This window comes from Rahnella sp. 1L-D-7-B-C2, from assembly GCF_057290995.1.
Genome location: NZ_JBXAVQ010000001.1, coordinates 32,687 through 59,440, shown reverse-complemented (window position 1 = coordinate 59,440; position 26,754 = coordinate 32,687). Strand labels below are relative to the sequence as shown.

The following is a 26,754-nucleotide window of genomic DNA, read 5'->3' as shown; positions in this document are numbered from 1 at the left end:
TTGCACGCAGAGCGGTTGTCAGAAGGATTTTCGTTGATTTCATCTTCGGCCACAATTGCGGCCAGCAGTATCGTTGAACCCGGTGTCATTATCGGCCCGCACGTTGTTGTCGGGCCTTTCTGCTTTATCTCTGCGGGCGTGCGGATCGGAGAAGGCACCATCATTGCCTCGCACGTCGTCATTAATGGCGATACCACGATCGGTCGTGAGAACCGAATTGGCATGGGATCGTCGGTAGGCGAAATCAGTCAGGATTTGAAGTACGACGGGGAACCGGCACGCCTCGAAATCGGAGACGGAAATGACATAGGCCGTCACTCAACGCTGCACCGCGGCACGGCTCAGGGCGGCAGCGTCACGCGTATTGGCCATCAGAATATCTTTCAGGCAGGGGTGCACATCGGTCATGACTGTCAGGTAGGGGATCACACCACCATGGGCGATCACAGCGGGCTGGCCGGTCACGTCACACTGGGAGATTATTCACAGCTCGGCGCACTGTGCGCAGTGCATCAGTTTTGCATCGTCGGTACCGGTTCACGCCTGCTCGACAACACCTGCGTCGTGCAGGACGTTCCGCCTTATGTGCTGGCGAACGGCAACCGCGCAGTTCCGCTGGGGATTAATGAACGTGCGCAAGCCTTTGCCAGGGCAAATGCCGAAGAACAGCGGGTGATCCGCCATTTATATGATTTGCTTTATCACCAGCAGGAGCCGGTAGAAGTGGTGAAACTGGAGATTGAACGGCTCAGTGCGGAATATCCGATGCTGCGCCAGTTCAATGATTTCTTTACCCGCTCGGTGCGGGGCATTATTCGCGGTTGACTCGAAACACACCCCGCACCGAAACGTCAGGCTTCCAGCGCCAGCAGGGCGAAGGTTGCCAGCCAGTGTTCACCCATGTAATCGCTGTCAAGATGATCCAGCGCGCTGTGTAAATGAGCTTCAGCGGTCTGACGTAAGAGCGCTACGCGCGGGTCATTTTCTGGTAACGCTGAGGCCAGAGCGCGCTGGCACCAGGCGCGGCTGAGGTTCAGACCGTCCAGATGACCAATTTTGCCATCGCTGCGGTCCGTGACGGTGGCGGGCGTGAACAGCGTCGCGGGCTGGCTCTGTGCCAGATCCGGCAGGAAATACCCGAACCACGTAACAAACTCTTCCCCCGGCAGCACGCGACGCATCAGTTCCGCTTCCATCAGTGAGGGTGATAAAAACTCATCACCGCCCGGTTCCCAGGCCTGACAATGCCTGTCATCAAGATGCCAGCGCAGCGCCGTTTCTTTAATCAGTTCACTCAACGACTCATGCTTCACGCTGCGGGCGTAATCGAGCGTCAGCGCCAGTGCAAACGCGGTATTGAAGTGGCTGCCGACGCGAAGCGGATAGGTCGCCTTCGGCAGAAAAGTGGTAAAGCTTTCTTCGAAGAATCGGGTCATCGGCGCGAGATTTTTTGCCCAAACGGCGGCCTGCGGCAGCGCCATTTCATTGAGTTGCTGCGTCAGTGCTAAAAACCATGCCCAGCCGTAAGGCCGCTCGAATCCTGCGTGTTGCGGCTGTTGCAGATACGCCATTTCACCTGCAACGTTTTCTGCGGTGAAATGTTCACCGACCACCGCAATGATCTTCTCTGCTTGCGGCAGATTCGGGAATTTATTCAGCAAGCGCAGCAACAGCCAGTAGCCGTGAACGCAGGAGTGCCAGTCATAGCTGCCGTAGAAAATCGGATGCAGTTGCCGCGGGGTTTGAGCGTCAGCGGCGCTGCTCATAGCGTGCATAAGTTTATTTGGAAACTCGCGCGTTAAATGATTGAGCGCCAGCGAGGCAAAACGTGACGCCATTTCTGGCGTCAGTTGCGTTGTCGTCATCGTCTTTCCTTATCAGAAGCGGAACACAAAGAAATACATGAACGCGGTATTAACCAGCAACAGCAGCACGCCGGTTTTCCACTGCGCCTTAATCACGCCGTTTTTATCCTGTAATTCGAGCAGAGCGGCGGGGACGATATTGAAGTTTGCCGCCATCGGCGTCATCAGCGTACCGCAGAAACCGCACAACATCCCGATAGCGCCCATGATTGCCGGGTTACCGCCCAGTTGATTTACGATAAGCGGCAGCCCGATACCGGCCGTCATCACCGGGAACGCGGCAAATCCGTTACCCATGATCATGGTGAAGAGCGCCATACCGAAGGTGTACGCCACCACAATCGCCAGCGGGGAGCCAAGCGGAATAATGTTTTTCACCAGATCCGCCACCACGCTGCCGACGCCGGCCATCGCAAACAGCGCGCCCAGCGCAGCAAGCATTTGCGGCAGGATTGCCGCCCAGCCAACGGTGTCCATTGTCTGTCCACCGGCTTTAATGGCTTTCACCGGCGAATCGCGCAGCATAATCAGCGCGGCAAAAAAGGCGACCAGTGTTCCGATCACCAGAGAAATCAGCGTAACGTTTTTAGCTTCCACGAAAGGCGTGTATTTCAGGGTCAGCGTGCCAATAAGCGTCACAATCGGGATCAGCAGGGCGGGAATGAACAGTTTGCTGCTAAAACGTCGGGCGCCCGCTTCGCGTTTTTCAATCATTTCCGGTTGTTCGCTGTCGGTTTTGCCTTTACCCAGTTTGCCGGTACCGGCAATGACTGCCAGCAGGATCGCCAGACAGCCGGTGACAAAGTGCGGCAGCTCTCCGCCAAACAGGAAGGTTACGCCGTAAACGCCCCAGAACAGCGCGTTCACATAACGGCGGGAATTGCTTTTATCGCGCAGGTTGAAGAAGGCATAGGCGCAGAACATCAGGCCTGCGAGGATATACACTGACTGAAGGTTGATCATTTCGCTGCGCTCCCGTGTTGGCTGTCAAAACGTTTAGCCAGCGAGCGGTCAAGCAGCCATAAACGGATAAAGTGAATAATCAACGCCGCGATGGCGGTCGGGATCGCCCATACCGACAGGTGCAGCGGCTCGACGTCGATACCGTACTGCGCGAGGAAACCTTTGATAAGCAGGATGGACTGCACGGCGATAAAGATATCTTCGCCGAAGAACACCGCCACGTTGTCCGCAGCGGCCGAGTGGGCGCGGATCTTCTGGCGCACATCGTTGGGCAAATCACCGTACTTGGTGGTTGCGGCGGCTTCAGCCATTGGGGCGATCAGCGGGCGCACCATCTGCGCGTGTCCGCCCAGCGAGTTCAACCCCAGCGCGGCCGTCATCTGGCGCAGGAAGAAATAGAGCATCAAAATACGGCCAGTGGTCGCGACGTGAATTTTGGAGATGAGGTGTTTCGCCTGTTCTTTCAGGCCGTTGCGCTCGAGTAACGCGATAACCGGTAATGTCAGCCAGATAAGCCCCATATACCGGTTTTCGGTAAAGGCTTTGCCGAACGCACTGATGATTTCAATGGTCTGCATACCGCCGGCCAGTCCGGTCGAAATCCCGGCCACGGTCACCACCAGCAACGGATTAAACCGCAGTGCAAATCCCAGCACGACGATCGGAATACCAATTAACACCCACATATGACTACCTCTGAACGAATGAATACGATGTTGTGTTTTTTTGTTTTAAGTGCGGTTCAATGCGAAATACACCGGAAATAACGGTGGGTTATTTCTTATAGCGATTTCGCATAAATAAAACCGAGAGGCGGAAAGTAACAAGCGTTCTACTGGAGCGCAAGATGCAAAACCGGCGGAGATCATAGGAAATTGCTCTGCAAATCAGAAACTTTGTTATTGGACAAAATAAAAAAACGGCTGATGTTCGATGCTATGATATTAACAATATCCGGGGCGAATCCCGGTCACGCAGTTAAAGGATGCAGGCAATGCAAATTATGAGATCGAATCACATTCGCTGGCTCAGTTTGTTGATTGTGATGGGCGGGTTATTGTTGATTCTTCCTCTTCATTTACTGGCGTGTTTTATCGCCGGTTTTGTGGTGTACGAACTGGTCAATGCGCTGACGCCACACTTTCAGAAAATTATCAGTGGTGAACGGGCGCGCTGGGTCGTTGTGGCATTTATCAGCACCGTGGTGGTCAGCTGTCTGATCATCTTTGTCGCAGGTATCGCGGATTTCCTGATGGAAGACATGAAAAACCCGGTGGCGTTTAACGCCATGGTGTCACGGCTGCTGACCGATGCGCAGAGCCGGTTATCGCCGGTGTTACTGCATTATCTTCCGGCCAACATCGAGGAGTTGCAGCGCACTTTCCTGCAATGGCTGCGTGAGCACATCGTGATGATTCAGACATTCGGCAAAAATGCCGCACACGTGTTTGTTACCATGCTGATCGGTATGATTCTGGGCGCGATTATTTCGCTTCAGCGCCACACTAAGGGCGAACACCACGCCCCGCTGAAAAAAGAGCTGCTGGATCGCGTGAACTTGCTGAGTGCCGCGTTTCGCAACGTGGTGTTCGCACAGTTCCAGATTTCGCTTATCAATACCGTGTTGTCGGGCCTATTCCTGTTTGGCATTCTGCCGCTGTTTGGCATCCATCTGCCGCTGGCGAAAACGCTGGTCGCGCTGACCTTTGTTTGCGGTCTGCTGCCGGTGGTGGGTAATCTGATTTCCAATACGCTGATTTTCATCGTCGGGCTGTCGCTCTCGCTGTGGGTGGGGGCGCTGGTGCTGGGTTATCTGATAATCATTCATAAAGTGGAATACTTCCTCAATGCGCGCATCGTGGGCAACCGCATCAAGGCAAAATCCTGGGAAGTACTGCTGGCAATGGTGGTATTCGAGGCGGCGTTTGGCATACCGGGCGTGGTCGCGGCACCTATCTATTACGCTTATCTGAAAAGTGAACTGAAAGACGCCGGTTTGATTTAATCCTTTCCACATCTCTTCTCAAAAATGGCGCTGCCAGTCGGCGGCGCCACCTTCTGGCTATCGGAATGTCCTGATTTAAAACTCCTGAAAAAAACAGATTCAGGCAAGTAATGGCGAGGATCGTTATATTTGTTCTTCGCCTGAACGCGTCATACTTCTGCGGTGCCTGCCTTTTGCAGTGCGCAAGTATTCCGTCAGCCCTTCAGGAGAAACAAATGACTCTTAACGTTCGTGGTTTCGCTGCACTTTCAGCGGATGCGCCTCTTGCGCCTCATAATTTTGTTCGCCGTGACCCGCGTGATACCGACGTTGTGATCGACATTCTGTACTGCGGCGTGTGCCACTCAGATATCCACCAGGCGCGCAACGAATGGCACCAAAGTATCTATCCGATGGTGCCGGGACACGAAATTATCGGCCGCGTGAAGCAGGTCGGTGCAAAAGTCAGCAACTTTAAAGTCGGCGAGTTTGTCGGTGTCGGTTGTATGGTCGATTCTTGTCAGCACTGTGAGTCCTGCGCGGAAAGCCTGGAACAGTACTGTGAAGAAGGCGCAACCATGACCTATAACAGCTACGATCGTCATGACAACATGATGACCTACGGCGGTTATTCCGAACAAATCGTGGTAGCAGAAAAATTCGTTCTGCACGTTTCCGAAAAACTGGACATCAAATCCGCCGCACCGCTGCTGTGTGCCGGTATCACCACCTTCTCCCCGCTGAAGCATTGGAAAGTCGGTAAAGGCCATAAAGTGGCAGTTGTCGGTCTGGGCGGTCTCGGGCACATGGGTCTGAAATTCGCTAAAGCGCTGGGTGCAGACGTGACATTGTTCACGCGCTCTAAGGGCAAAGAGCAGGAAGCTTACCGTCTTGGCGCTGACCACGTTGTGTTGTCTACCGATGAAGAGCAGATGGCGGCCGTGAAAAGCCACTTCGACTTCATTCTCGACACCGTGCCAAACGCACATGACCTGAACCCGTATCTGGATACCCTGAAACGCGATGGTACCCACATTCTGGTTGGTCTGATCGAGCCAATCGAGCCTGCGCTGCACAGTGGCAAACTGGTCATGGGCCGCAAAACCGTTGCCGGCTCCCTGATTGGCGGTATCGCTGAAACTCAGGAAATGCTGGATTTTTGTGCTGAACATGGCATCACCAGTGACGTGGAAATGATTGACATGCAGGATATCAACGGCGCTTACGAACGTATGCTGAAAAGCGACGTGAAATACCGCTTTGTTGTTGACATGGCTTCACTGAAAAACGCTTAACCCCCTGATTTTGGTTAAATAGCGACCTGATGCGCCTGCCAGCCCGCGAAGCAATCCTCACCGGCAGGCGCATTGTGGCGAAATTTGAGCATAACTTCTTTCTGTGGCTTCTCGGCTTGTAACGGCAGTGGTATCCTGCTGCCTTTCGCATGGCGAAGGAAAACCAGTGGCTAAGAGTTTTGATGAACTCATCAGAGATATGGATCTGATGATTGAACATGTGGACAGCCTGAAAAGCCTGCCTCCGCGGGCTGCAGAGCCAAGTTCGAGGGCGGCTGAGAAACCGGCATACGACTCCTTTGGCGAGATTTTTGCGCTGAAGGCCGTGATGCGCGCCTTTATCTCGTCCGTCGATACCATCGTAAAAGTACAGATTGCGAAGAAAGTTGAGCAGGACATCGGTCATCTGGAAAACACCGTGCGATCTATTGGCGGGGGAAGTGCGAATGCTGAAGACGTCGCGCAAATCACTGCTTATGTGCGCAACGCCGTTTCTGAATTAATGGACTAACGGCACGGGTCACCGCGTCAGCGAACGAAAAATTTCTGCAATGTTCTGCAAATACAGGCCAATAAACGCCGATCACCTTGAGTGACCGGCGTTTTTTTTGGTGGAAAGGGTGAGGGCAGCCGATAGGCGCGCGGACGAAAAGCGTTTATTCTTCGCTTATTCTTCATTGCTGGCGTTTGTTATGGCTCAGGACTATCGCTTTTTCGCGGCAACCCGCCGCCGATGTTTTGCCCTTTTGTTTGAACACCGCACCCGCAGCGGCCGCCGGATGGAAGCATTCTGGATCGCCGCGTCATTACTGAGCGTGGTGGTATTGTTTTTCGAATCCAGCGCGAGCGATCTCTTTCCCAATACGCCGGACATTCTCTGGCGCTTCGGTTTGCTCGAGCTTGGTTTCACGGCGCTGTTTAGCGTGGAGTATGTGCTGCGCGTGCTGTGTTCGCCGCGCAAAACCCACTATCCGGTGAGCTTCTTCGGCATTATCGATCTCTGTACTGTTTTACCGATGTACATCATATGGATGATGCCGTCACTGGCCGGAGCTACCGATCTGGTGGTTCTGGTGCGGTTGCTGAGGGTTCTGCGCGTCCTGCGCGTCCTGAAACTCCTGCGCTATATGAACGATGCCGGCATCCTCTGGCGCAGCATGATGCGCGCGCGGCGCAAGCTGGGCATCTTCTTCGGTTTTGTGGCGATCATTCTTTGCCTGTTCGGCGGTCTGATGTTTGCGGTGGAAGAGGGCAAGGATGGCTTTACGTCGCTGGGCGCGTCAGTGTACTGGGCGGTGGTCACGCTGACCACGGTGGGTTACGGCGATATCACCCCGCATACGGCGACGGGCAGAATGCTGGCTTCTGTCCTCATTCTGTTAGGTTATTCCATCATTGCTGTACCGACCGGAATTCTGACGGCTTATATGTCACAGGAGTTGGAAAAGGGGCGTGCGGCCCGTTCTTGTCAGAATTGTCTGCATTCCGGGCACGAATCTGATGCAAAATTTTGCGCGCATTGTGGTGAAGCTCTTCAAGCAGAAAGATCTCAACCTGTTGATAAATAGACCTATAATTGCTCAATGATTGTACTAGCTGGTTCATAAAAAGACTATTTTTCGGCTTTCCCTCGACATTGCGTTAAAAAGAGTTGCTATTAAATGGCAGTCATGAGTAAATACGTCTCGGCCTGTGGTACAGACCTATTTATGCACGACATCCTGAGTAAAGTTGTTCCAATTTAAAGCGTTATCCATGATAACCCTGCTCTGACGAATTTCCTTCTTAGTGCCTCCATAAGTAACGACTGAAATCCGGCTATAACATGCCCATGGTGGCGAAATTTATTTTTAAAAGGTAATTCTTATGTCAATGATGAAAGGTCAGGTTAAGTGGTTTAACGAGTCTAAAGGCTTTGGCTTCATCACTCCTGCTGACGGCAGCAAAGATGTGTTCGTACACTTCTCCGCTATCCAGGATCAAGGTTTCAAGACCCTGGCTGAAGGCCAGAACGTACAGTTCACTATCGAGAACGGTGCTAAAGGTCCGTCTGCGGCTAACGTTACCGCTATCTAATTTTGCTTCCTCACTGTTTCAGTGACAAAGCAAGATGACAAAAACCCGCTCATGCGGGTTTTTTTACGTCTGTCGTTTGGGCAACGGGCAAAAAAATGCCCGCGACGTGGCGGGCAAAAATATTTCTTATGACATTCATTACGTACTCCCTCGGGGGTGAGCACGTTAGAAGTATAAAAGAAATAACCGTCAGGATTCTGGCGCTAAATGGTTAAGAAATTGAAAATGAGTTTCCCTGCGTTATCTTCGGGTTTTTCACCCGCTTTCACCTCCCACCGTGCCTTTCTCCGGCTGTCTGTACTACAATAAAGACAATTGAAAACCATGGGATAACCTGATGAAAGTTAATGATCTTGTCACAGTAAAAACAGACGGCGGGCCGCGTCGCGAAGGTAAAGTACTCGCCGTAGAAGAGTTTTACGAAGGTGTGATGTATCTGGTCGCGCTGGAAGATTATCCGGCAGGTATCTGGTTCTTCAATGAGGGCGATACCAAAGACGGTACCTTCGTCGTACCGCGAGACAGCGAAGCCTGAACCACACCGTTTGCGTCACTTCCATAAAAAAACACCGGAGCCATTGCTGCCGGTGTTTTTTTTGACGTTCAGTAAAGCACAGTGCCGTTAAAAATCAGAAGGTTTCCCAGTTCGCCTCTGCGCTGACCCCTTTGCCTGAACGCAGTGTCGTTCCCGGCAGGGCACGTGCGGTGGAAGTGTGATGCACTGACGGACGCTGTGCAGCATCAATCTTAAACACCGCCACCGCCTGCGTCAGGCGCGCAGCCTGTTCTTCCAGTGATGCCGCAGCGGCAGAGGCTTCCTGCACCAGCGAGGCGTTCTGCTGCGTGACGCCATCCATTTCTGACACCGCCAGGCTAACCTGACTGATCCCCCGGCTTTGCTCATCGGATGCCGAGGCGATTTCGCCCATAATGTCGGTGACGTGGCTGACTGCCGTCACAATTTCAGACATTGTAGTGCCCGCATCGCCGACCAGAATGCTGCCTTCGCCAACAAAATCCACCGATTCTTCGATCAGTGATTCGATCTCTTTCGCAGCCTGGGCGCTGCGTTGTGCCAGATTACGTACTTCGCTGGCGACCACCGCAAAACCGCGACCTTGCTCACCGGCGCGCGCCGCTTCTACCGCAGCATTCAGCGCCAGAATGTTGGTCTGGAAGGCAATGCTGTTGATCACGTTGGTGATTTCGGCAATTTTGGTTGAGCTGCGGGAAATATTTTCCATGGTGCTGACCACGTTGGCGACAATTTCTCCGCCTTTCTGTGCTTTATTCGATGCCGCTGCGGCCAGTTTACTGGCGTGATGTGCGTTCTCTGAGTTCTGTTTCACGGTAGCGGTGAGTTGCTCCATGCTGGCGGCGGTTTCTTCCAGCGCGGCAGCCTGTTGCTCGGTGCGGGAGGAAAGGTCGGTGTTGCCGGAGGCTATTTCGGTCGACCCCTGATAAATAGACACCGCGCCTTCGCGCACGGTCAGCACGGTGCTGGCCAGAGAATGCTGCATGTGATCGACGTTGCTGCTCAGCACGCCTATTTCATTGCGTCCGTTGTTCTGCGCGGGTTGTGTCAAATCGCCTTCGGCTATCTTCTGGATACGTACCACCAGACGGTTCAGCGGATTGATGATCACTTTACGCATCACCAGATAGGTGATGAAAGTCAGCACCAGTGCCATAAGGAAAGCCCCACCCATCAGGGCATAACCCAGCGTGGCATTACGCTGTGCTTTATCATTGATTTTATTGGCAGTTTCAGTGCGGTAAGCAATCGCAGCCAACAGCGGAATATTGTTGGCCAGATCCAGTTCGCGTACGGTTTCTGCTTCCTGAGAAATCACTTCCTCAAAATGTGCCTGCTGCGCAGATTCCATCATCGGCACCATGCCTGACGTCATATAGGCCTGGTAGGATTTTTTCAGCGGTTCATCGAGCGCCAAATCGGTGGCATTTTTGCCCGGACGGTTGATGTAAGTATCAAATGCCGCCTGCGATTGTTTAAGACGGCTGGCGGCGTCGGTCAGGTTCTTTTTGAAGACGTCCTGGTCGCCGACGCGCGCAGCCGCAGCCGCCTGAATCAATAGCAAACGTGCCGTGCGCAGGTGGTTGGAACTGTTCGACAGCGCCAGACGGATTTGCAGCTCCTGCGTGGCATTGGATAATGCCGCATTACTTTGTTTGAGGAAGAAGCTGGAGGTGCCGATGGAAACGGCAAACAGAAACAGGATCCCCACCAAAATCTGGCTGATCAGAGTGATGAGGCGAATATTGCTGATAAAAGAGGTTCTGGTATTTAAATTTAAAGGAGTATCCATTTTTTTCCGCTCTGTTAATCCTGTTCACCGGCGGTAGAGAGTCGGTGAGTGACAGCGATATAGGGTCTGCCTGCGGGCAAGTCCTGTCGTGACGAAAACACGCCATATAAGGACATCGGCAAATCAGCGCGGAGATTGAGTTTATATTTGCGACGCGGATCTCATTTCGTAACTTTGTGTAGCCTTCTACAGGCTATGCAAATGCACAGCCTGTGGGAATAGCAGCAAAAGGGCGAAGACTATCTGACATAAATTCCGTCGGTAAGTTGATCACATAAACGAACGACATGATAAATAATATGTTTATTCGGTGATTTGATTTTCCGCTTTATATTTCCTTTATATGACGACACCGTTTTGGTTTTTATCTGCAACTTATCCGAGATTTCAATGGTGCCATCGCCCGACATCCACATTCTCAGCATCGCCGATTCAGACCGGCTCAGCATCACGGGGCGAATATCCAGTACGCCGCTGCTGGCGGGGTTCTGCGCCTGCGGTAGTCGCGGATGATTCAGCAGTTGTTTGAGGGTTTCAGCCTTAATGGATTTCGAGGTGATAATCACGTTCTTGCGAACGAAAACGTATTCTTCAAAATGAATACGTGTGCTGGACATAAATATAAAAAAAAGCGTGTCGGAATATTCAGTAATCAGCGCTCGCAGGCGAGATTTACTGTCCGCATGGGGTTGCATGCAATCTTCATTAATGAACACCACTGACGGATTCAGCTTACTGCAACTTTGATGTAACTGATCAAAGTGGCTGACGTAACTGATGTCCTGGTCGTGGGCGAGAAATTGCTGCAATCCAATGCGGGTAAAACGGCAGGGATCCAAGATTATCGTTTGCATAGTGAGTCCTCACAGGACGTCCTTGTTCGGCATAATGATTGGATTCGAACGTAAAAAATCTTAAAAGCACACAGTATGTGCTGGCACTCTTTTTCTCATGAAAAAACCGCCGTTTCAAAGTTTTTTTTAGCGTTTAAAGACAGTTAGCGAATTAGATTAATTTGGTTTATGTCAGGATTTACTTTGTGACTGAACAAAGATGCGGGGTAATTAAGACTAATCCTAAAGGATGTAAGGACATAGCAGGAATACTTATGAGCAGCGGTGTAATTATAACGTCTGGGAATACTTAGCAATCATATGAAGAGCCGCAAAATGCTTCAAAACAATTCACGCATTGTAAACGGCAAGTTAACAGGACGCGATGCTGGGCACCGCGTCCACAAAACTTACCAGTACGACTGCCAGCACTGCGTCAGGCGTACCAGGGCTTCGACGTAAAAATAGTCGCCCCAGCTGCAGCATTCGTCCACGCCTTTACCACTCGCCATGTGATAGACCGAATGCTTAAGCAATCCGTCACAATCTTCTTCATCACGGGCGAGATAATTGTCGGTCAGTGAATCCATGATGCGCAGCGCCATTTCTTCATAACAGGCACGCTTATCATCGGTGGCGGGCAGGGTAGTGGCCAGATCCAGCAGTCCGCAGACAGCAATCGCCGCGGCCGAACTGTCGCGCACGGCATCGGTGCCGAGCAGGGCTAAATCCCAGTGGCACACGTCGTCTTCGGGTAAACGATTGAGGAAGTAATGTGCCAGCCGCCGCGAGAGCTCGACCTGACTGTCATCGCCAGTGTAGCGATAGCTGAGCAGGAATCCGTAAATTCCCCACGCCTGTCCGCGCGACCAGCAGGAGTCATCTGCGTAACCCTGATGCGTATTGCCGAAACGCGGTTCGCCGGTCACGGTATCCATGTAATACGTGTGGTACGTCGAGGCGTCCGGGCGAACGATATATTTCGCTGCCTGTTCAGCATGTGCGCGTGCGGCCTCGGCGAAGCGTGGTTCGCCGGTCTGCTCACTCGCCCAGTACAGCAGCGGGAGGTTCATATTGCAGTCAATGATCATTCGCCCGGCCTGTTCCGGATCCTGCAAATCGCCCCATGCCTGAATGATTTTAGCTTTGCTGTTGAAGCGTTCCATCAGGGCTTCAGCGGCCAGCAGCGCGAAGCCGCGTGCCTGACGGTTACCGGTCAGTTTATACGCGCTGACGCAGGATAAACTGTAAAGGAAGCCCAGATCGTGCGTCGCGGTATCAATGCGGTTGGCGATCCGATTACCAAATGACGTCACCTGTTTTTCCGCTGCCTGACGATAGCGATCGTCGCCAGTCATCTCCCACGCCAGCCAAAGCTGACCGGTCCAGAAGCTGGTAGTCCACTCGACGTTGTCGGTCAATTTATAGTGGCCGTTTTCGCAGGTTTCTGCCGGGAACTTGTCACCAAATTTTTCCAGATTGCGTGAAATTTTGCTCAGTACCGTCTGGCGCGCCCGCTGCATTTTTTCTGCAAAGGCGATCCTGTCTAACTGATTCAGTTCGACCGGCAATAAATTTTCTTTCGCGATGTTCATCGTCATACTTTCTCCCTTTTTCTTTTCATTCAGAAATTCGATGCTTCAGTGTTTGGCTGGCGTCAGTTCGGTCAGATCATCCGGTGATTTTACCGGGGCCGGGGTGCCGTCGCGGCGGCTCTGGCATGCGGATAACGTAAAGGCTGATACCAGTGTGAAGAACAACGCGATGCCGCCCATAATCAGATAGGTGTGTTCAAACCCGATGCGCTGATACAGGTAACCGGCAGGCGGAGCTATTACAATCGAACCGACATAAATCATCGCCTGATAGCCCAGCAGATACATGGTGGCATTGACGCGTTTGCTGAAATGCTCGGCGATATATTTGAAGACCGAAATCAGCAGCAGTGAAATCTCCAGCCCGTAAAAAGGTTTTATGATGGAGATAAGCAGCGGGTCGTTAGTCAGTCCGGAGGCAATCAGGCGAATGCCCACCAACGCGCCGACCATCAGCAGGCCTTTTTTGGCGCCAAAATAGTTCACCAGGAACGGGATCGCCATCATCATCAGGAATTCAAAACCAGACTGCACGGTGCTCAGATAGCCGTACCACGCATTGCCTTGTTCTTTGGTCTCAAAGAAGGTGACGAAGTAGCGAGAGAATTGCTGTTCGGCCACAAACATCATCCAGGCAACGCCGGCAACGTACAGCGAGAACATCCAGAATTTGCGGTTTTTTAGCAGCAGGATCACATCACTGAACACGATTTTCTGTTGTGCGATCACATCGTTATTTTTCAGCTCTTCACTGCCTATTTTCAGCGAGAGAAGCACGCCCAGCATGACCAGCGACGTTGCGCTGCTCAGGCCGAAGTTCCACGCCGGAGAGAGGTTAAACAGCACGCCGGAGAATGACGCGGCCAGCGCCCAGCCGAGCGATCCCCACATACGGACCTGCCCGAATTCCATGTGATACAGACGGCTGAAGCGATCGGCGTAGGACTCGGACGCGGCGACACCCGCGTACCAGCCGAGGCTGAGATACAATGCGCCGACGATAATGCCGACCGTCAGATGGCTTTCAAGCAGCGGCTGATAAACAAAGATAAAGAACGGCGCCATCAGCGCGGATACAAGCACGACAAAATAGAGCAGGGATTTGCTCATGCCGATCTTGTCCATAATGTAGCCGTAGACCGGCTTCATGATCACCGCGAAAACGCCGTTGATGGCAAAGACGGTACCGATGCTGATGCTGTCCAGACCGGCCTTTTGCCCGAGCCACAGGGCGTAGAGCCCGAAGCTTGAAGACCATGTGAAGAAATACAGGAATATAAAGCTACTCATTTTATAGTAAGCCGATTTACTGGCTGTTTTTATGGCTTTCATAGTGACTCCTGAAACGACCTGCCGTTATTTACTGAAGAATGTCAGACCAGAGAAACCAGCCCGCTCTGCCCCTGATATTGCCAGTGCAACCGATCGCCCTCTCGGGTGATTTCCGGCACGGCAAGCGTGCTGATGTCCTGACTTGCCGAGGCGCATACCGCGCTGACCAGCCAGTGCGAGCCCGCAGGGTAAGACGCTTTGAGCTGCGGAATGACGGCCGTTTCAGCAAACATCATGCTGCTGTTTGGTGGCGTCACGACCTTGGCGGCCTCGCGCGTTGTCCTGTCATCTGCGCTGACTATCCGGCTGATGCCGTTGTGCGCGGTCACTGTAATCGCCTGCTGATCCGCAGAAATTTCAGTTTTCGTTGTGTGATCCTGGATCACCGCAAAGCCACCTTCGGCGGTATCGAGAGGACGCTGGTTTTCCAGGTGGTGAATACGCAGATGCCAGTCGCCGCACGGAACCAGCCAGGTGCGCACTGAAACGTCATGCCACGGCAGCCAGCGGGAATAAATCATTGATGCATCAATGCGTGTTTCCTCACAACCACGACGCCCGCGGAAATACCCGTCACCTTCGGACAGCATAAGCATCGAGTCGCACCCGGCGTGATTCAGTCCGTAACGGCCGCGATCGATCGTGAAACCGAACTGGCTGGAATAGGCAAATTTGGTGTATTTGGCTTCGGTGTTGACGAAGTTATTCAGCTCCAGCTGCCCGGAGGTAAGCATCACCACGTGCTGACTTTCGTCGTCGCGCATCAGGATCTGATTCGCGTGAGGAATGCAGTGCGTACGCGGAAGTTCTGGCAGCGGCGATTCCTCCGCCTGCCAGAAAGCATTCTCCTGAGGCAGCGCGAGGATCAGGAACAGTTTGCACGCCCAGTAAGGTGAGCCAGGCGCGTTATAGTCTTCAGCCATCACCAGATTCGGCGTGTGATAGCCAATGCTGAGCACACCGTCACGGTCGAAAATCGGCTGTTTCAGCCAGTGGCGCAGATGACGCAGGATGAGCCCTTTGATGACGCCCGGCGTAAATACCTCGAGCTGGCTGTAAGCCGCCGCACTCCAGAAAGCCGCTTCGGCAAAGCGATAGGTCAGGCTGCGGCCAAACGGCACTGCCGCACCGCCTGCGGAGAACAGGGTGATGAAGTCATGGGCAAACAACTGAGCACGCCCGCGCAGCAGTTCTGCGCGTGGCGCATCCACATCCGCCATATTTTGTGCGTACAGCAAGCCGTAATAGTGGAAGGCCATCGAAATATAGTAATCGCGCGGACGACCCGGACCGTCAGAGTACCAGCCATCGCCCAGATAATAGGTTTCCATCAGCTCGAAACGGGCGGCGACAGCCTCGCTGTCCCACGGCAAACCAGACTTTTTAAAGCCCATCTGCACCATAATCGGGAAGAAGTTCCAGTTGTTATTTGGGATCACTGCATCACGCCCCTGATTCAGCCATTGCGCCAGATTTTGCTGTTCCTGCGGCGTAAAATGCTGCAACAAACGCTTATCCAGTAGCGCCAGCCCGACGCCAAATGCGGCCATTTCGACGCAGCGCTGATCGAAATCGCGGATTTTTCCCCAATACTGCGGATGTTTGGGATCAGTACCGTAACGGATAGCATCGAGATAGAACGGCAGGTCGGCGCATTCACCGCCGCCGGCCAGCAGCGGGAAAATTCCCCACAACATGCGCGACAGCGCTTCCATTTTGGCAATCTCTTTGCCGTAGTGAGTGGTGGAATTACCAAGGTCGATGCCGCTTTCACCTTTTTTGGTATAAGGCGACACCGCCGAGAGCAGGTCATTCAACAGATGTTGTACGTCATCGCGGGTACGCAGCGGATTATCGGTATTCACTTTATTTTGCGTCATAAAAACTCTCCCGGTGAGTAGGTAAGGGACCGGTGATTAAGGTTTTTTATTATTTGAAATATTATTTCAATTCTCTGTGTCGCGATTGAAATATAGAGAAATGGAAAATGCTGATTGTTACGGGGCTCACAGAATCATGCGAATTTTTAAATTGCCATGACGGATTTGGCGGCAAAACGGCTTAAATTATAAAAAGCAGACCGAAAATTGTGTTTTGTTGTCATCCGCAATATCGATGAAAGGAATGAACGAATGCCGGTATCAGATTATCTGGAACGTATTGCCCTTAATGAACGTCAGGTTTCTTTTAACCGCATGAGCCGTGGCAGCGCGAATTATTTCCACTGGCATCAGTGTCTGGAATTGCTGTTTGTCAGCCGGGGCTATGGCATCGTGATCGTCGATAATCAGCAATACACGCTGAGGCCGGGCAGGCTGTTTGTCTTTCCGCCGTTTAAGCTGCATAAAGTATTTGTCGAAGCGGGCGGCAACAATGCCTACGAGCGCACCACTATTCATCTCGACCATCAGTTACTCGACGGCTGCCTGCAATCTTTCCCGCAGCGCCGCGCCCGTTTCGCGCGGTTATGGGATGCGGATCGTACCGCGCATATTTTTGACCTCTGTGAATTCGCTCCGCACATTGAAATCATCCTCGAGCAGTTCAATCAGCTTTCCGAGCAGCAGACGCATCAGTGGGAAGAGATCGCCATGCTGGTATTACAGCTGATGGCGTTTATGCCTGCGCAGGAGGACACGCCGAAAACCATCAGCCGTACCACGGCGTCAAAAGTGATGCAGTGGATCGAAGAAAATTACCAGCAGAAGTTTGCGATGGTCAATCTTTCGGCGGCGGTGGGGCTGTCAGAAAGTTACATTTCGCGGGTGTTCAGCCAGGAAACCGGAGGATCGATTCAGGATTATCTCGCCACCCGTCGGGTGAAACGTGCCTGCGAACTGCTGCGAACAACCGACCAGTCGGTCGAAAGCATCGGTCTGCAATGCGGATTCGCCGACGCGCCGTACTTCATCACCCGTTTCAAAAAGATGATAGGAAAAACGCCGCTGCAATATCGCAAAGCGGCGTTTTCGTTGTTGCAGTGAGATAAATACACTTTCTGCCAGCTGGCCGGGGAAGAGCCGAGCGGAGACGCTGGCAGACTCCAGCGCCATAAGGTTCCGGTGAGCGAAACAGGGGAAAGCAACCGCCAGCCTGCGCCCCAGACGGTGTGCTCAGGTTGCGGCGAAAAGTCATCTGCACGTGCTGCGTCAATCAGCGGTTGCTGCGCAGCATCATCCACATCGAACGCCGTCAGTTCACGCGCTGTCCGCGCCAGCGATAACCGCGTTTCACTGCCCTGATGCGTTTCAACGCGCTGCGCCAGCCCCTTAATCACCGCCGCCGCCATCAGGTATCCTGTAATGTGGTCCAGTGCCTGAACCGGCAGTGGCACCGGTTTATCTCTGCCCGATTCCCGCATACCGTGAGCCGCAATTCCGCAGCTCATTTGCACCAGACTGTCGAACCCGCGACGTTCGCGCCACGGGCCGTTCCAGCCGTATGCGTTCAGACAAACATCCACCAGACCAGGCGACAGCGTACGCCGCTGCTCGCTGCCGTAGCCGAGTTTGTGCAGCGCCCCGGCGCGGTAACCGTGAACAATCACGTCGGCCTCACGCAGCAACGCTTCAAAGCGATGTCTGTCCTGCGGATTATGCAGATTCAGCCGTGCGCAGTGTTTACCCAGCGTGACGTCCGCCTCCTGACCCGGTTCGTCCCAACCAAAGGGATCGATCCGCAGCACATCCGCGCCCAGCCCGGCCAGAAAACGTGTGGCGACCGGACCGGCGATAATTCGTGTGAGATCCAGAATGCGAACGCCCGCCAGCGGCCGCTCGCGATCTAATGCCCACTTTGGCGAAGCGGCGGGTAGGGAAAGGGAACGCTGAAACAACGGCTCAATTCCCACAGATTTTCCTTGTACATGCTGTTGCCATTCCTCTGTGCTAAACATCTGCGCCGCACAACCTCCGGCCTGTACCACAGCCTGTTCCAGCTCCGCTTTCTTCCACTTCGCCACCCGCGGCTCCAGCTCCTCGCGGTTGTTCGTTTTACCCAGCACCGTTTCCACCACTTTGCGATGCGCTGGCGCGTTGGTGTGCAAACGGATCCATCCGTCGGCGGTGGCGTAGTCCCCCGCCAGACTGTCCCACGCAGGAGGAAGCGCCCAGCCATCAGGTTTCAGGCTGCTCTTACACCACAACGACGCCAGCCGCCGGTCAACGGTTACGGCATCCGTGCTGCCGTCGCGAAGGGACAGTAAATGCGATAACGCCTGTGCTGCCACCGCGACCGAAGCAGAGACCAGTGGCGTCACCGGATAGTAAGACGGCAGACTTCCATCGCCGGTGACAGCCAGTGCGGCGGGCAGGGACTGCACACCGGTCAGCTGTGCGTAAAGTTCGCGGGTCTTTTCCCGGATGATCTCACTGGACATGCTGGAACTCCTGAGTGCGGGGCAACTGTTTTGAGAGATTTGCATTTACAAATTTATAACATTTTGAGCAGTGTGCGCCAAATAAGGGAGTGAGTAGTTAAGAATTAAGCGGTAGATCCCGGTGCCCACCACAGAATGCTCCTAAAACACCCGCTTTCTCCGCACCAAAACAGCGCACATGAGATGCTTTAAACCAGCGTTTCTGAAAATACGCTCAGCCCCTGACGCACGGGGGCTGAGCGCTGTGTGATGCGCTTACTTTTACAAGCAAAATATTAGCTGAATGCATTCAATTTCTTATACTCGGCGTGTGAATTTTACGTTAGCCTTAGGGTCGAAATTTTCGAACACCGCGGGGGCGGCGCCCTGAGGCGATGTCCCCAGATTTTTTGCCCAGTACAGGAAACGATTCTGGCATGGAACGAAGAGCATTTATTCAAGCATCAATGGCATTTGCCGCCTGGTGCGGTGTGCCGGCTATGTCCACACTGTTCACCCGTTCCGCTGAGGCGGCAGAGGCGAATGTGGCTGACGGTGGCGAACTGCCGTTTGATTTCAACGCCCTGCAAAAGATGGCGAAGGACTTAGCAGACAAACCTTACGGCGGTGCGCCGCTTCCTTTACCTAAAACGCTGGCCGAGCTGACGCCGCAGGCGTACAACGCCATTCAGTACGATCACGCCCATTCGCTGTGGAACGGTCTTCAGGACCGGCAGCTGGACGTCGAGCTGTTCCACGTGGGTATGGGTTTCAAACGCCGTGTGCGCATGTATTCTGTCGATCCGGTGAAGCATCTGTCGCGCGAAATCCATTTTCGCCCTGAACTTTTCAACTATCACGATGCGGGCGTAGATACCCAACAGCTTGAAGGTTTTTCCAACCTCGGCTTTGCCGGTTTTAAGGTGAACAAAGCGCCTGAACTGACGCGTCGCGACGTAGTGTCTTTCCTGGGGGCCAGTTATTTCCGTGCGGTGGACGATACTTATCAGTACGGTCTTTCGGCGCGCGGCGTGGCGGTGGATACCTTTACCGATCAGCCAGAAGAGTTCCCGGATTTCACTGCATTCTGGTTCGATACGCCGAAACCGGGCGACACCACCTTCACCGTGTATGCACTGCTGGATGGCCCGAGTATCACCGGTGCCTATAAATTCGTGATCCACTGCGAACCTACCCGCGTGGTGATGGAAATTGAAAACCATCTTCATGCTCGTGAAGACATCAAACAGCTGGGTATCTCGCCAATGACCAGCATGTTCAGCTGCGGCACCAGCGAGCGCGGTCGCTGTGACACCATTCATCCGCAAATCCATGACTCTGACCGCCTGCAAATGTGGACCGGCAACGGTGAATGGATCTGTCGTCCGCTAAATAACCCGAAGCGTCTGCAATTTAATGCCTTCGCCGATAACAGCCCGAAAGGGTTCGGTCTGCTGCAACTCGATCACGAGTTCAACAATTATCAGGACGTGATTGGCTGGTACAACAAGCGTCCAAGCCTGTGGGTTGAGCCGGTGGGTGACTGGGGGAAGGGCGCTGTTAACCTGATGGAAATCCCGACCACTGGCGAAACGCTCGATAACGTCGTGTGCTTCTGGCAACCGGAAACACCGGTCAAAGCCGGAGCCGAGTTCAGTTTCAGCTATAAACTGTTCTGGAGTGGTACGCCGCCGCACCGCAGCCCGCTGGCGAACGTACTGGCAACCCGAACCGGTATGGGCGGATTCCCCGAAGGCTGGGCACCGGGTGAAAACTATCCGGCGGTCTGGGCGCGTCGTTTTGCCATAGATTTTGTGGGCGGTGAGCTGAAAGCCTTTGCCGACAAAGGTATTGAGCCGGTGATTAACGTTTCGCACGGTAAAATTCAGAATATCGAAATCTTATACGTGCAGCCGTTTGACGGTTATCGGATCCTGTTCGACTGGTATCCGGACAGCGATTCTGTCGCGCCGGTTGAGCTGCGCATGTTCCTGCGCTCCGGTCAGACCGCGCTGTCTGAAACCTGGCTATATCAGTATTTCCCGCCAGCGCCGGAAAACAGAAAGTATATTGATGACCGACAAATGCGCTAAGGCGTATTGAGTTCGACAAAAACAAAAAAGCCCCGATTCGCTCGGGGCTTTTTTGCTTTCTACCTTCTTGTCTTTGGGTAAAACAAGAGCACTGCACTGACTAAGGCGAAGACGGCAATCAGAACGCCTTAACCAGCATGCCTGTTTGCGGTTGTTGCTGAGGATTTCTCAGCGCCGCGTCGAAAGACTTTTCGACTTCTTTCAGTTGTTGCAAGAATTCGTGTGGCGAGAAATCGTGTGGTTTGCTGCTCATATAGGCCAGGGCCAGTTCTTTGGCGTTGTAACGCTGAAAGTTATACATGCTGTTCCTCATTCATTTCAGAAGTTAATAAAGGTGTGGCTAACAGCAAGCTGGCTGACTTGAAACGACTTACCCTTGCTTACGACGTGCTGCCAATGAAGTGCATTCTACGGGAAAGATTGATAAGTGAAAGTGGGTGGTGTTTATGCATTTGATAGTTAAAACCTAACAAAGTAAGTCATATTGGTTGCAAATTCGAATAGTCCTTTTTGGTGATTAATTCATCAGTTGGCTATTCTGAGCAGCGGCATAAATCATCCTGATAACAGATAAATTTTCTTTGCGAGTCATGCTGTTAATGTGAATTAAAAGGGTGGGCGCGGCGCGCGGGCTGCGGTACTCTCGGAAGAGTCATTCACATCAACATTGTCTACGAAAAGAGGTTTTTATCATGAGTAAATTTATCTTTTCTTCGCCAGGAAAATACGTTCAGGGAAGTGGTGTGCTGGATGAGTTAGGAAGATATCTGCCAGCGCTTGGCGGCAAATCTTTCCTGATTGCTGATGACGTGGTCTGGGGCATTATCGGCGAGCGCGTCAAGGCGTCACTGAAAAAAGAGCAGGTCGAATTCCATTACGAGCGTTTTAACGGTGAAGCCTCTGCCAGCGAAATTACCCGCCTTGCCGGCATTGCGCGTGATGCCGGTACGCAGGTGGTGGTCGGTCTCGGGGGCGGTAAAACCCTTGATACCGTAAAAGCCATCGCCGATGAGCTCAAACAAAACGTGGTGATCGTCCCGACCGTCGCCTCCACCGATGCGCCATGCAGTGCGCTCTCGGTCATTTACACTGATGAAGGTGTGTTCGACTCCTACCGTTTCTACAATAAAAACCCGGATCTGGTGCTGGTCGATACCCACGTCTGCGCGCAGGCTCCGGTACGTCTGTTCGCCTCCGGTATCGCTGACGGCCTGGCGACCTTTGTCGAGGCGCAGGCGGTATTACGTTCCCATTCACACTCAATGGTGGGCGGTGACCCGACCATTGCCGGCATGGCGATTGCCGAAGCCTGTGAAAAAACGCTGCTGACTTATGGCTACAGCGCCTATACCGCTGTCGAGCAAAAGCTGGTCACGCCTGCGGTGGAAGCGGTCGTCGAGGCCAACACGCTGCTGTCGGGTCTGGGCTTTGAAAACGCCGGTCTGGCTGGCGCGCATGCGATCCACAACGGATTTACGGCGATTTCCGGTGATATTCATCACCTGACGCACGGTGAAAAAGTCGCTTATGGCACGCTGACGCAGATGGTGCTCGAACAGCGTCCGGATGACGAAATCGCGAAGTACGTGCGTTTCTACCGCGCGATCAAAATGCCGACCACGCTGAAAGAAATGCATCTGGAAAACGAATCTTTCGCCAATCTGGTGAAAGTGGGGGCGCTGGCTGGCGGGGATGGCGATACGCTTGGCAACCTCAATCACAACCTGTCACCGGAAGACGTCGCCAATGCGATTCTGGCCGTGGATGCGTTCAGTAAGTCTGTGAAGTAGATTTACGGGCTTTTAAAAACTCACCCCGAAAGTGAAGACAGGCAGAAGAGTAAAGCGTCCGCGCCATGGATGGCGCGGTTCGAGCCATCAGGGATGATTTCACGGCGTCTTTACGGTCTGCCTGTTTTCACCGCAGCGGACACGCTATGTGTGACTTCAATGTCTAAAATCTTGCCATCACCCATGGCAATACCACCGGCAGCTGCGAGAGCAGATACAGCACCAGCCCGATAAATGCACCGACCAGCGTGCCGTTAATGCGGATAAACTGTAAATCCTTGCCGATGTTCAGCTCAATCTGGCGTGACATATCGCGCGGATCCCAGCCTTTAACCGTATCACTGATGTGGCGGGTGAGGAATGCGGCGAAGTCCGGCGCGACTTTCCCGGCGATGGTTTCCATTTGCAGATTCAGCGATGATCGCAGTTTTTCATCCTGCGCCAGCGCGTTACCCAGCCACTGGCCGGACTCGGTGACTTTGGCCAACACCCGCGAATCCTCACTTTCTAAATCCTCTTTCAGCCAGTTGCGCATATCGCCCCACAGTTGCAGTACGTAGGCGTTCAGCTTCTCATCATCTTTCAGATATTGTTTAATTTCCTCGGCTTTCTGCGCGGTCGCCGGATCGTTTTGCAGTTTCCAGATAAAGCTCTCAACCGAGCGATCAAACCCTTTGCGGAAGGCGTGGGTTTTATCGTTACCCATATCGTCGAGCACCGAATTCACCGCATTAGAGACCATATCCGCGCCGTTGCGCCCCAGCCAGCCGGTCGGCAGAAGTTTGGCCGTCAGCGGATGTTCGCGTTTCATCCAGCCTACGATCTGCGCAGAAATAAACGCCCGTGTACTGTCTTTGGCCAGCAAAATCTCCAGCTGATCCATTGCCTGATCCAGCAGTTCCTGATGGCGGCCATTTTTGGTCAGGCTTTCCAGCAGCGTGGCAATGGAGGCCGAGAGGTCGATTTTGTCGATCACACGATATATCGCGCGGCGAATGAGCTGTGCGATGCGCTGGTCATCGGTAACATCCAGAAAGCCACGGATCATCTTCACCGCATATTTGGCGAAACGCTGCGCGTTGTCCGGCGCATTCAGCCAGTCGGTGAGCATCTGCGCCGGGTCATGCTGGCGTATCAGATTAATCAGGGTCGCGGGCGCGAGGAATTTTTCCTGCACGAAGACCGCCAGATTGTCGGCGATTTTGTCTTTATTTCTGGGGATGATCGCCGTATGTGCTGAGACAAACGGCACCGGCACACGGCGAAACAGCGCCACAACGGCGAACCAGTCGGCCATGGCGCCGACCATTGCGGCTTCGGAAATGGCTTTCAGCCCGGAAACCCAGAAGTTCGGCGGTAAAAAGAGGGTGATGACAAACAGGGCCGCAGCAATCAGCAGCAGCCCCAGTGCGTTACGTTTACTTCGGCGAAGTTCTTGTTCTTTATCCATTGCCCCAGTGTAGGAAGCGAAAAGCGGGCTGTCAGCTTTTTTTCCGGATGTGGCAGTAAGTTGATAAAATGAGAATTATTCTTGATATGACACAAGGTCTCATTAAACTGCCTGCAATCCGTTTTCCGGCATTTATAATGAGAGCATTTCATGGAGTTGTTACGCGTCGTTTTTAAGCAGTATCGCTGGCCTTTTTTAGGCGTCATGTTGCTGAGCCTGCTCAGCGCCGTACTGGGCATTGGCCTGATCGCTTTTATCAATCTTAAACTGATTGAAACCACGAACGCTTCACTGATGGTCTTACCGGAGTTTCTCGGATTACTTTTGTTGCTGATGGCGGTGACGCTCGGCTCCCAGCTTGCCCTGACCATTCTCGGACATCACTTCATCTACCGCCTGCGCGGGCAGTTCATCAAACGTATTTTAGATACCGATATTGAGCGCATTGAGCAGATCGGCAATGCGCAACTGCTTGCCAGTCTCGGCAGCGATATCCGTAACATCACACTGGCATTTGTGCGTCTGCCGGAGCTGGTGCAGGGGATTATCCTGACCATCGGCTGTGCGGCGTATCTCGCGTGGCTGTCGCCGGAAATGCTGCTGGTGACAGTCGTCTGGCTGATCATCACCATTGTCGGCGGCTTCAAACTGGTCTCGCACGTTTACAGCCATCTGGCGAAAGTGCGCGATGCGGAAGACAAACTGCAAACCGATTACCAGAAGGTGATCGAAGGGCGCAAAGAGCTGGCGCTGAACCGCGAGCGCGCCCGCCACCTGTTTGATGATGTCTATCGTAAAGACGCCGAAGAGTATCGCCATCACATTATCCGCGCCGATACCTTCCACCTGAGTGCCGTAAACTGGTCGAATATCATGATGTTGGGCGCGATAGGCCTGGTATTCTTTATGGCCAATACGCTCGGCTGGTCGAATACCGACGTCGCTGCAACCTATTCCCTGACGCTGCTGTTCCTGCGTACGCCGATGTTGCAGGCGGTGGGCGCACTGCCGACGCTGCTCAGCGCTCAGGTGGCATTCGGTAAACTGAAAGCCCTGAAGCTGGCGGAGTACGACGAAGCGTTTACGCCGCCGTTAGCGCCTGCGCGCTGGCAGTCGCTGGAGCTGCGCGATCTGGTCTTCAGCTATGAAGGCAAAGAAGAAAGCGCCGGTTTTGGCGTCGGCCCGCTCAATCTGACCATTACTCGTGGTGAACTGGTATTCCTGATAGGCGGCAACGGCAGTGGAAAATCGACCATGGCGATGCTGCTAACTGGCCTCTATCAGCCGCGTTCCGGGCAAATTCTGCTCGACGGCGTGCCGGTCACGGCGCAGAACGTCGAACAATATCGCCAGATTTTCTCAGCGGTGTTCACCGATTTCCACCTGTTCGGCCAGCTGATGGGCCCGCAGGGGCAGACGCCGGATCCGCTGCTGGTCGAAGACTGGTTGCAACGCCTGAAAATGAAAGAAAAACTCCAGTTCAGCGGCAGCGAAGTGACCAATCTGCAACTCTCCGCCGGGCAGCGTAAACGTGTTGCGCTGTTGCTGGCAGCGGCAGAAGGGCGTGATTTCCTGTTGCTCGATGAATGGGCCGCCGATCAGGATCCGCAGTTCCGCCGTACGTTCTACCGCGAACTGTTACCTCAGTTGCGCGATATGGGCAAAACCGTACTGGCAATCAGCCACGATGATCACTATTTTGAACACGCCGATCGTCTTCTGGAAATGCGACAGGGCAAACTTAAAGAGCTGCACGGGCAGGATCGCGCTGACGCCAGCCGTGATGCAGTCGCACAAATCGGCCTTTAAGCGCCGTTTTTTCGACATAAAGGAAAAGTCATGAACTGGAATGAAGTGATGGTGTGGGGCATCAGCGGTGTGGTACTGGGATCGTTGATCAGCCTTTTACACAAAAAAGGAAAAATAGGTCGCCTGCCCGGTATTATCCTGTTTTTAGTGCTCATCATCGGCGGCAATATTCTGTGGGGTGCAGTGATCAAACCGCGCGTTATGGGGGAAAGTGAAGAGCAGAAAATCGATCAGGCACTCGCTGAACTGCCGCTGTACGGCACCATCAAAGCGCAGGAACCGGCGCTGTATACGCAGATCCGCAGCCACATTCTGACCATGAAAAAAGACGGCAAACCGCAGCAGGAAGCCATTGATACGGTAAAACCGATGGTGTCCGAACTGCTGTCGAAACGCATTGCTCATGCGCCGGATGCCGCTGTGAATGCGGCCATGCAGGTCAATCTCGAAGAGATGCAAACCCTGCTGGCGCGCAAAGACGGCACCTGCTTCAAGTTTCTTTATCCGCAGGTCAGCGGCGGGGTGAACACGGCAGAAGTGCTGCCGCCGGCGTTATTCCGTAAAGATCTCAGCACCATGAATGATTTACTGCTGGCGACCGGCCCGGATCAGAAAGAGTTCCCTGCCGCCGTCAGTACCGAAAAAGTCATCCTGATGATGGCGCCGGTGCGTCAGGCGCTCGGAAACATGTACGGCGACCAGTTGCAGATGTTCAGCGACCTGACTAAGCCGGATGTTGATCGTGAGAAAGTGTGCGAGATTTCCATCAGCCTCTATTCCGGTATTCTGGCGTTACAGCCTGCCGATTCCGCCGCGATCTTAAGACAAATGTTGGGTAAACCGAACTGATCCGCACGGACAGTGCGCGCCTGCGTGCTGTCCGCTTAATTATCAACGCTGACAAACAGACAATCCCTACTACTTTTCCCACTAAGAACAGGTATTCTTAGCCGCAGAGTCAAAAACAATAATCCCCCGAACTTCC

General features: G+C 53.3%; 22 protein-coding genes and 1 pseudogene. 12 read left to right on the top strand and 11 right to left on the bottom strand.

What is annotated here, in order from left to right:
* The first annotated feature begins 33 nt into the window (after positions 1-33).
* On the top strand, positions 34-825 hold the full coding sequence (gene lpxA / locus AC0Z7K_RS00240) for an acyl-ACP--UDP-N-acetylglucosamine O-acyltransferase (protein WP_485612231.1): 792 nt from the start codon (positions 34-36) through the stop codon (positions 823-825).
* Positions 826-851: 26 nt separating this feature from the next.
* On the opposite strand, the gene AC0Z7K_RS00235 is transcribed toward lpxA, so the two are convergent.
* From AC0Z7K_RS00235 to AC0Z7K_RS00225, 3 genes are read right to left on the bottom strand one after another with little or no spacing between them, the layout of a single operon-like run.
* A complete protein-coding gene (locus AC0Z7K_RS00235) occupies positions 852-1,865 on the bottom strand; it encodes a DUF2891 domain-containing protein (RefSeq protein WP_485612230.1) in 1,014 nt (337 codons plus the stop codon).
* A gap of 12 nt (positions 1,866-1,877) precedes the next feature.
* Positions 1,878-2,825, bottom strand: a complete 948-nt coding sequence (locus AC0Z7K_RS00230) for a DUF979 domain-containing protein (protein ID WP_485612847.1) — start codon at positions 2,823-2,825, stop codon at positions 1,878-1,880.
* Positions 2,825-3,514 (bottom strand): DUF969 domain-containing protein, encoded by a 690-nt coding sequence (locus tag AC0Z7K_RS00225; RefSeq protein ID WP_413528707.1) that lies wholly within the window; start codon positions 3,512-3,514, stop codon positions 2,825-2,827. The genes AC0Z7K_RS00230 and AC0Z7K_RS00225 overlap by 1 nt, the downstream gene beginning before the upstream one ends.
* A gap of 308 nt (positions 3,515-3,822) precedes the next feature.
* On the opposite strand from AC0Z7K_RS00225, the gene AC0Z7K_RS00220 reads away from it, so the two are divergent.
* From AC0Z7K_RS00220 to dsrB, 6 genes are all read left to right on the top strand, one after another.
* On the top strand, positions 3,823-4,833 hold the full coding sequence (locus tag AC0Z7K_RS00220) for an AI-2E family transporter (protein WP_485612229.1): 1,011 nt from the start codon (positions 3,823-3,825) through the stop codon (positions 4,831-4,833).
* Between the two features lie 215 nt (positions 4,834-5,048).
* Positions 5,049-6,107, top strand: coding sequence for an NAD(P)-dependent alcohol dehydrogenase (locus tag AC0Z7K_RS00215; protein ID WP_413528709.1), 1,059 nt, complete (start codon positions 5,049-5,051; stop codon positions 6,105-6,107).
* 166 nt (positions 6,108-6,273) lie between these two features.
* Positions 6,274-6,618, top strand: a complete 345-nt coding sequence (locus tag AC0Z7K_RS00210) for a hypothetical protein (protein ID WP_112165041.1) — start codon at positions 6,274-6,276, stop codon at positions 6,616-6,618.
* A 181-nt stretch (positions 6,619-6,799) separates the two neighbouring features.
* Positions 6,800-7,675 (top strand): ion transporter, encoded by an 876-nt coding sequence (locus tag AC0Z7K_RS00205; RefSeq protein WP_413528710.1) that lies wholly within the window; start codon positions 6,800-6,802, stop codon positions 7,673-7,675.
* A 298-nt stretch (positions 7,676-7,973) separates the two neighbouring features.
* Positions 7,974-8,183 (top strand): transcription antiterminator/RNA stability regulator CspE, encoded by a 210-nt coding sequence (gene cspE / locus AC0Z7K_RS00200; RefSeq protein WP_013575246.1) that lies wholly within the window; start codon positions 7,974-7,976, stop codon positions 8,181-8,183.
* Between the two features lie 337 nt (positions 8,184-8,520).
* Positions 8,521-8,718 carry a protein DsrB gene (gene dsrB, locus AC0Z7K_RS00195; RefSeq protein WP_112165037.1) on the top strand — a complete coding sequence of 66 codons (198 nt, stop codon included), beginning with the start codon at positions 8,521-8,523 and terminating at the stop codon, positions 8,716-8,718.
* A 94-nt stretch (positions 8,719-8,812) separates the two neighbouring features.
* Here the strand turns inward: dsrB and AC0Z7K_RS00190 are convergent, their stop codons facing one another.
* The 5 genes from AC0Z7K_RS00190 to AC0Z7K_RS00170 all read right to left on the bottom strand — a co-directional run bounded on the left by AC0Z7K_RS00190 (position 8,813) and on the right by AC0Z7K_RS00170 (position 16,150).
* Positions 8,813-10,510 (bottom strand): methyl-accepting chemotaxis protein, encoded by a 1,698-nt coding sequence (locus AC0Z7K_RS00190; protein WP_485612228.1) that lies wholly within the window; start codon positions 10,508-10,510, stop codon positions 8,813-8,815.
* Positions 10,511-10,749: 239 nt separating this feature from the next.
* Positions 10,750-11,364, bottom strand: coding sequence for a transcriptional regulator RcsA (gene rcsA, locus AC0Z7K_RS00185; RefSeq protein WP_413528712.1), 615 nt, complete (start codon positions 11,362-11,364; stop codon positions 10,750-10,752).
* Positions 11,365-11,753: 389 nt separating this feature from the next.
* Positions 11,754-12,944, bottom strand: coding sequence for a glycoside hydrolase family 88 protein (locus AC0Z7K_RS00180; RefSeq protein ID WP_413528713.1), 1,191 nt, complete (start codon positions 12,942-12,944; stop codon positions 11,754-11,756).
* Between the two features lie 39 nt (positions 12,945-12,983).
* Positions 12,984-14,270 carry an oligosaccharide MFS transporter gene (locus tag AC0Z7K_RS00175; protein ID WP_485612227.1) on the bottom strand — a complete coding sequence of 429 codons (1,287 nt, stop codon included), beginning with the start codon at positions 14,268-14,270 and terminating at the stop codon, positions 12,984-12,986.
* A 41-nt stretch (positions 14,271-14,311) separates the two neighbouring features.
* Positions 14,312-16,150: a DUF2264 domain-containing protein gene (locus AC0Z7K_RS00170; RefSeq protein WP_485612226.1), complete on the bottom strand. Its 1,839-nt coding sequence runs from the start codon at positions 16,148-16,150 to the stop codon at positions 14,312-14,314.
* Between the two features lie 252 nt (positions 16,151-16,402).
* Between AC0Z7K_RS00170 and AC0Z7K_RS00165 the strand changes: the two are divergent.
* Positions 16,403-17,173 (top strand): annotated as a pseudogene (locus tag AC0Z7K_RS00165) (helix-turn-helix domain-containing protein); the annotation flags it as partial.
* On the opposite strand, the gene AC0Z7K_RS00160 reads toward AC0Z7K_RS00165, so the two are convergent.
* Positions 17,071-18,648 carry a CoA transferase gene (locus tag AC0Z7K_RS00160; protein ID WP_485612225.1) on the bottom strand — a complete coding sequence of 526 codons (1,578 nt, stop codon included), beginning with the start codon at positions 18,646-18,648 and terminating at the stop codon, positions 17,071-17,073. The pseudogene AC0Z7K_RS00165 and the gene AC0Z7K_RS00160 sit on opposite strands and share 103 nt — an antisense overlap.
* A gap of 416 nt (positions 18,649-19,064) precedes the next feature.
* On the opposite strand from AC0Z7K_RS00160, the gene AC0Z7K_RS00155 reads away from it, so the two are divergent.
* Positions 19,065-20,720: a glucan biosynthesis protein D gene (locus AC0Z7K_RS00155; RefSeq protein ID WP_485612224.1), complete on the top strand. Its 1,656-nt coding sequence runs from the start codon at positions 19,065-19,067 to the stop codon at positions 20,718-20,720.
* Positions 20,721-20,838: 118 nt separating this feature from the next.
* Here the strand turns inward: AC0Z7K_RS00155 and AC0Z7K_RS00150 are convergent, their stop codons facing one another.
* On the bottom strand, positions 20,839-21,021 hold the full coding sequence (locus AC0Z7K_RS00150) for a hypothetical protein (RefSeq protein ID WP_413528719.1): 183 nt from the start codon (positions 21,019-21,021) through the stop codon (positions 20,839-20,841).
* Between the two features lie 391 nt (positions 21,022-21,412).
* Here AC0Z7K_RS00150 and AC0Z7K_RS00145 point away from each other — a divergent pair, with 391 nt between their 5' ends.
* Positions 21,413-22,510, top strand: coding sequence for a glycerol dehydrogenase (locus tag AC0Z7K_RS00145; protein WP_485612223.1), 1,098 nt, complete (start codon positions 21,413-21,415; stop codon positions 22,508-22,510).
* Positions 22,511-22,673: 163 nt separating this feature from the next.
* Here AC0Z7K_RS00145 and AC0Z7K_RS00140 read toward each other — a convergent pair whose 3' ends face one another.
* A complete protein-coding gene (locus AC0Z7K_RS00140; RefSeq protein WP_485612222.1) occupies positions 22,674-23,960 on the bottom strand; it encodes a DUF445 domain-containing protein in 1,287 nt (428 codons plus the stop codon).
* Between the two features lie 150 nt (positions 23,961-24,110).
* Here AC0Z7K_RS00140 and AC0Z7K_RS00135 point away from each other — a divergent pair, with 150 nt between their 5' ends.
* Together AC0Z7K_RS00135 and AC0Z7K_RS00130 are read left to right on the top strand one after the other, a co-directional pair.
* Positions 24,111-25,769 carry a multidrug ABC transporter permease/ATP-binding protein gene (locus AC0Z7K_RS00135; RefSeq protein WP_485612221.1) on the top strand — a complete coding sequence of 553 codons (1,659 nt, stop codon included), beginning with the start codon at positions 24,111-24,113 and terminating at the stop codon, positions 25,767-25,769.
* A gap of 30 nt (positions 25,770-25,799) precedes the next feature.
* Positions 25,800-26,618: a hypothetical protein gene (locus tag AC0Z7K_RS00130; protein WP_413528723.1), complete on the top strand. Its 819-nt coding sequence runs from the start codon at positions 25,800-25,802 to the stop codon at positions 26,616-26,618.
* The last annotated feature ends 136 nt before the right edge of the window (positions 26,619-26,754 follow it).

Bases quoted from the DNA above. Each gene is read 5' to 3' on its own strand.
- AC0Z7K_RS00160 (WP_485612225.1), bottom strand. From the start codon at position 18,648: ATGTCCAGTGAGATCATCCGGGAAAAGACCCGCGAACTTTACGCACAG.
- dsrB (WP_112165037.1), top strand. From the start codon at position 8,521: ATGAAAGTTAATGATCTTGTCACAGTAAAAACAGACGGCGGGCCGCGT.
- cspE (WP_013575246.1), top strand. From the start codon at position 7,974: ATGTCAATGATGAAAGGTCAGGTTAAGTGGTTTAACGAGTCTAAAGGC.
- AC0Z7K_RS00130 (WP_413528723.1), top strand. From the start codon at position 25,800: ATGAACTGGAATGAAGTGATGGTGTGGGGCATCAGCGGTGTGGTACTG.
- AC0Z7K_RS00190 (WP_485612228.1), bottom strand. From the start codon at position 10,510: ATGGATACTCCTTTAAATTTAAATACCAGAACCTCTTTTATCAGCAAT.
- AC0Z7K_RS00220 (WP_485612229.1), top strand. From the start codon at position 3,823: ATGCAAATTATGAGATCGAATCACATTCGCTGGCTCAGTTTGTTGATT.
- AC0Z7K_RS00145 (WP_485612223.1), top strand. From the start codon at position 21,413: ATGAGTAAATTTATCTTTTCTTCGCCAGGAAAATACGTTCAGGGAAGT.
- AC0Z7K_RS00175 (WP_485612227.1), bottom strand. From the start codon at position 14,270: ATGAAAGCCATAAAAACAGCCAGTAAATCGGCTTACTATAAAATGAGT.
- rcsA (WP_413528712.1), bottom strand. From the start codon at position 11,364: ATGCAAACGATAATCTTGGATCCCTGCCGTTTTACCCGCATTGGATTG.
- AC0Z7K_RS00205 (WP_413528710.1), top strand. From the start codon at position 6,800: ATGGCTCAGGACTATCGCTTTTTCGCGGCAACCCGCCGCCGATGTTTT.
- AC0Z7K_RS00215 (WP_413528709.1), top strand. From the start codon at position 5,049: ATGACTCTTAACGTTCGTGGTTTCGCTGCACTTTCAGCGGATGCGCCT.
- AC0Z7K_RS00180 (WP_413528713.1), bottom strand. From the start codon at position 12,944: ATGACGATGAACATCGCGAAAGAAAATTTATTGCCGGTCGAACTGAAT.
- AC0Z7K_RS00235 (WP_485612230.1), bottom strand. From the start codon at position 1,865: ATGACGACAACGCAACTGACGCCAGAAATGGCGTCACGTTTTGCCTCG.
- AC0Z7K_RS00140 (WP_485612222.1), bottom strand. From the start codon at position 23,960: ATGGATAAAGAACAAGAACTTCGCCGAAGTAAACGTAACGCACTGGGG.
- AC0Z7K_RS00170 (WP_485612226.1), bottom strand. From the start codon at position 16,150: ATGACGCAAAATAAAGTGAATACCGATAATCCGCTGCGTACCCGCGAT.
- AC0Z7K_RS00135 (WP_485612221.1), top strand. From the start codon at position 24,111: ATGGAGTTGTTACGCGTCGTTTTTAAGCAGTATCGCTGGCCTTTTTTA.
- AC0Z7K_RS00225 (WP_413528707.1), bottom strand. From the start codon at position 3,514: ATGTGGGTGTTAATTGGTATTCCGATCGTCGTGCTGGGATTTGCACTG.
- AC0Z7K_RS00155 (WP_485612224.1), top strand. From the start codon at position 19,065: ATGGAACGAAGAGCATTTATTCAAGCATCAATGGCATTTGCCGCCTGG.
- AC0Z7K_RS00150 (WP_413528719.1), bottom strand. From the start codon at position 21,021: ATGTATAACTTTCAGCGTTACAACGCCAAAGAACTGGCCCTGGCCTAT.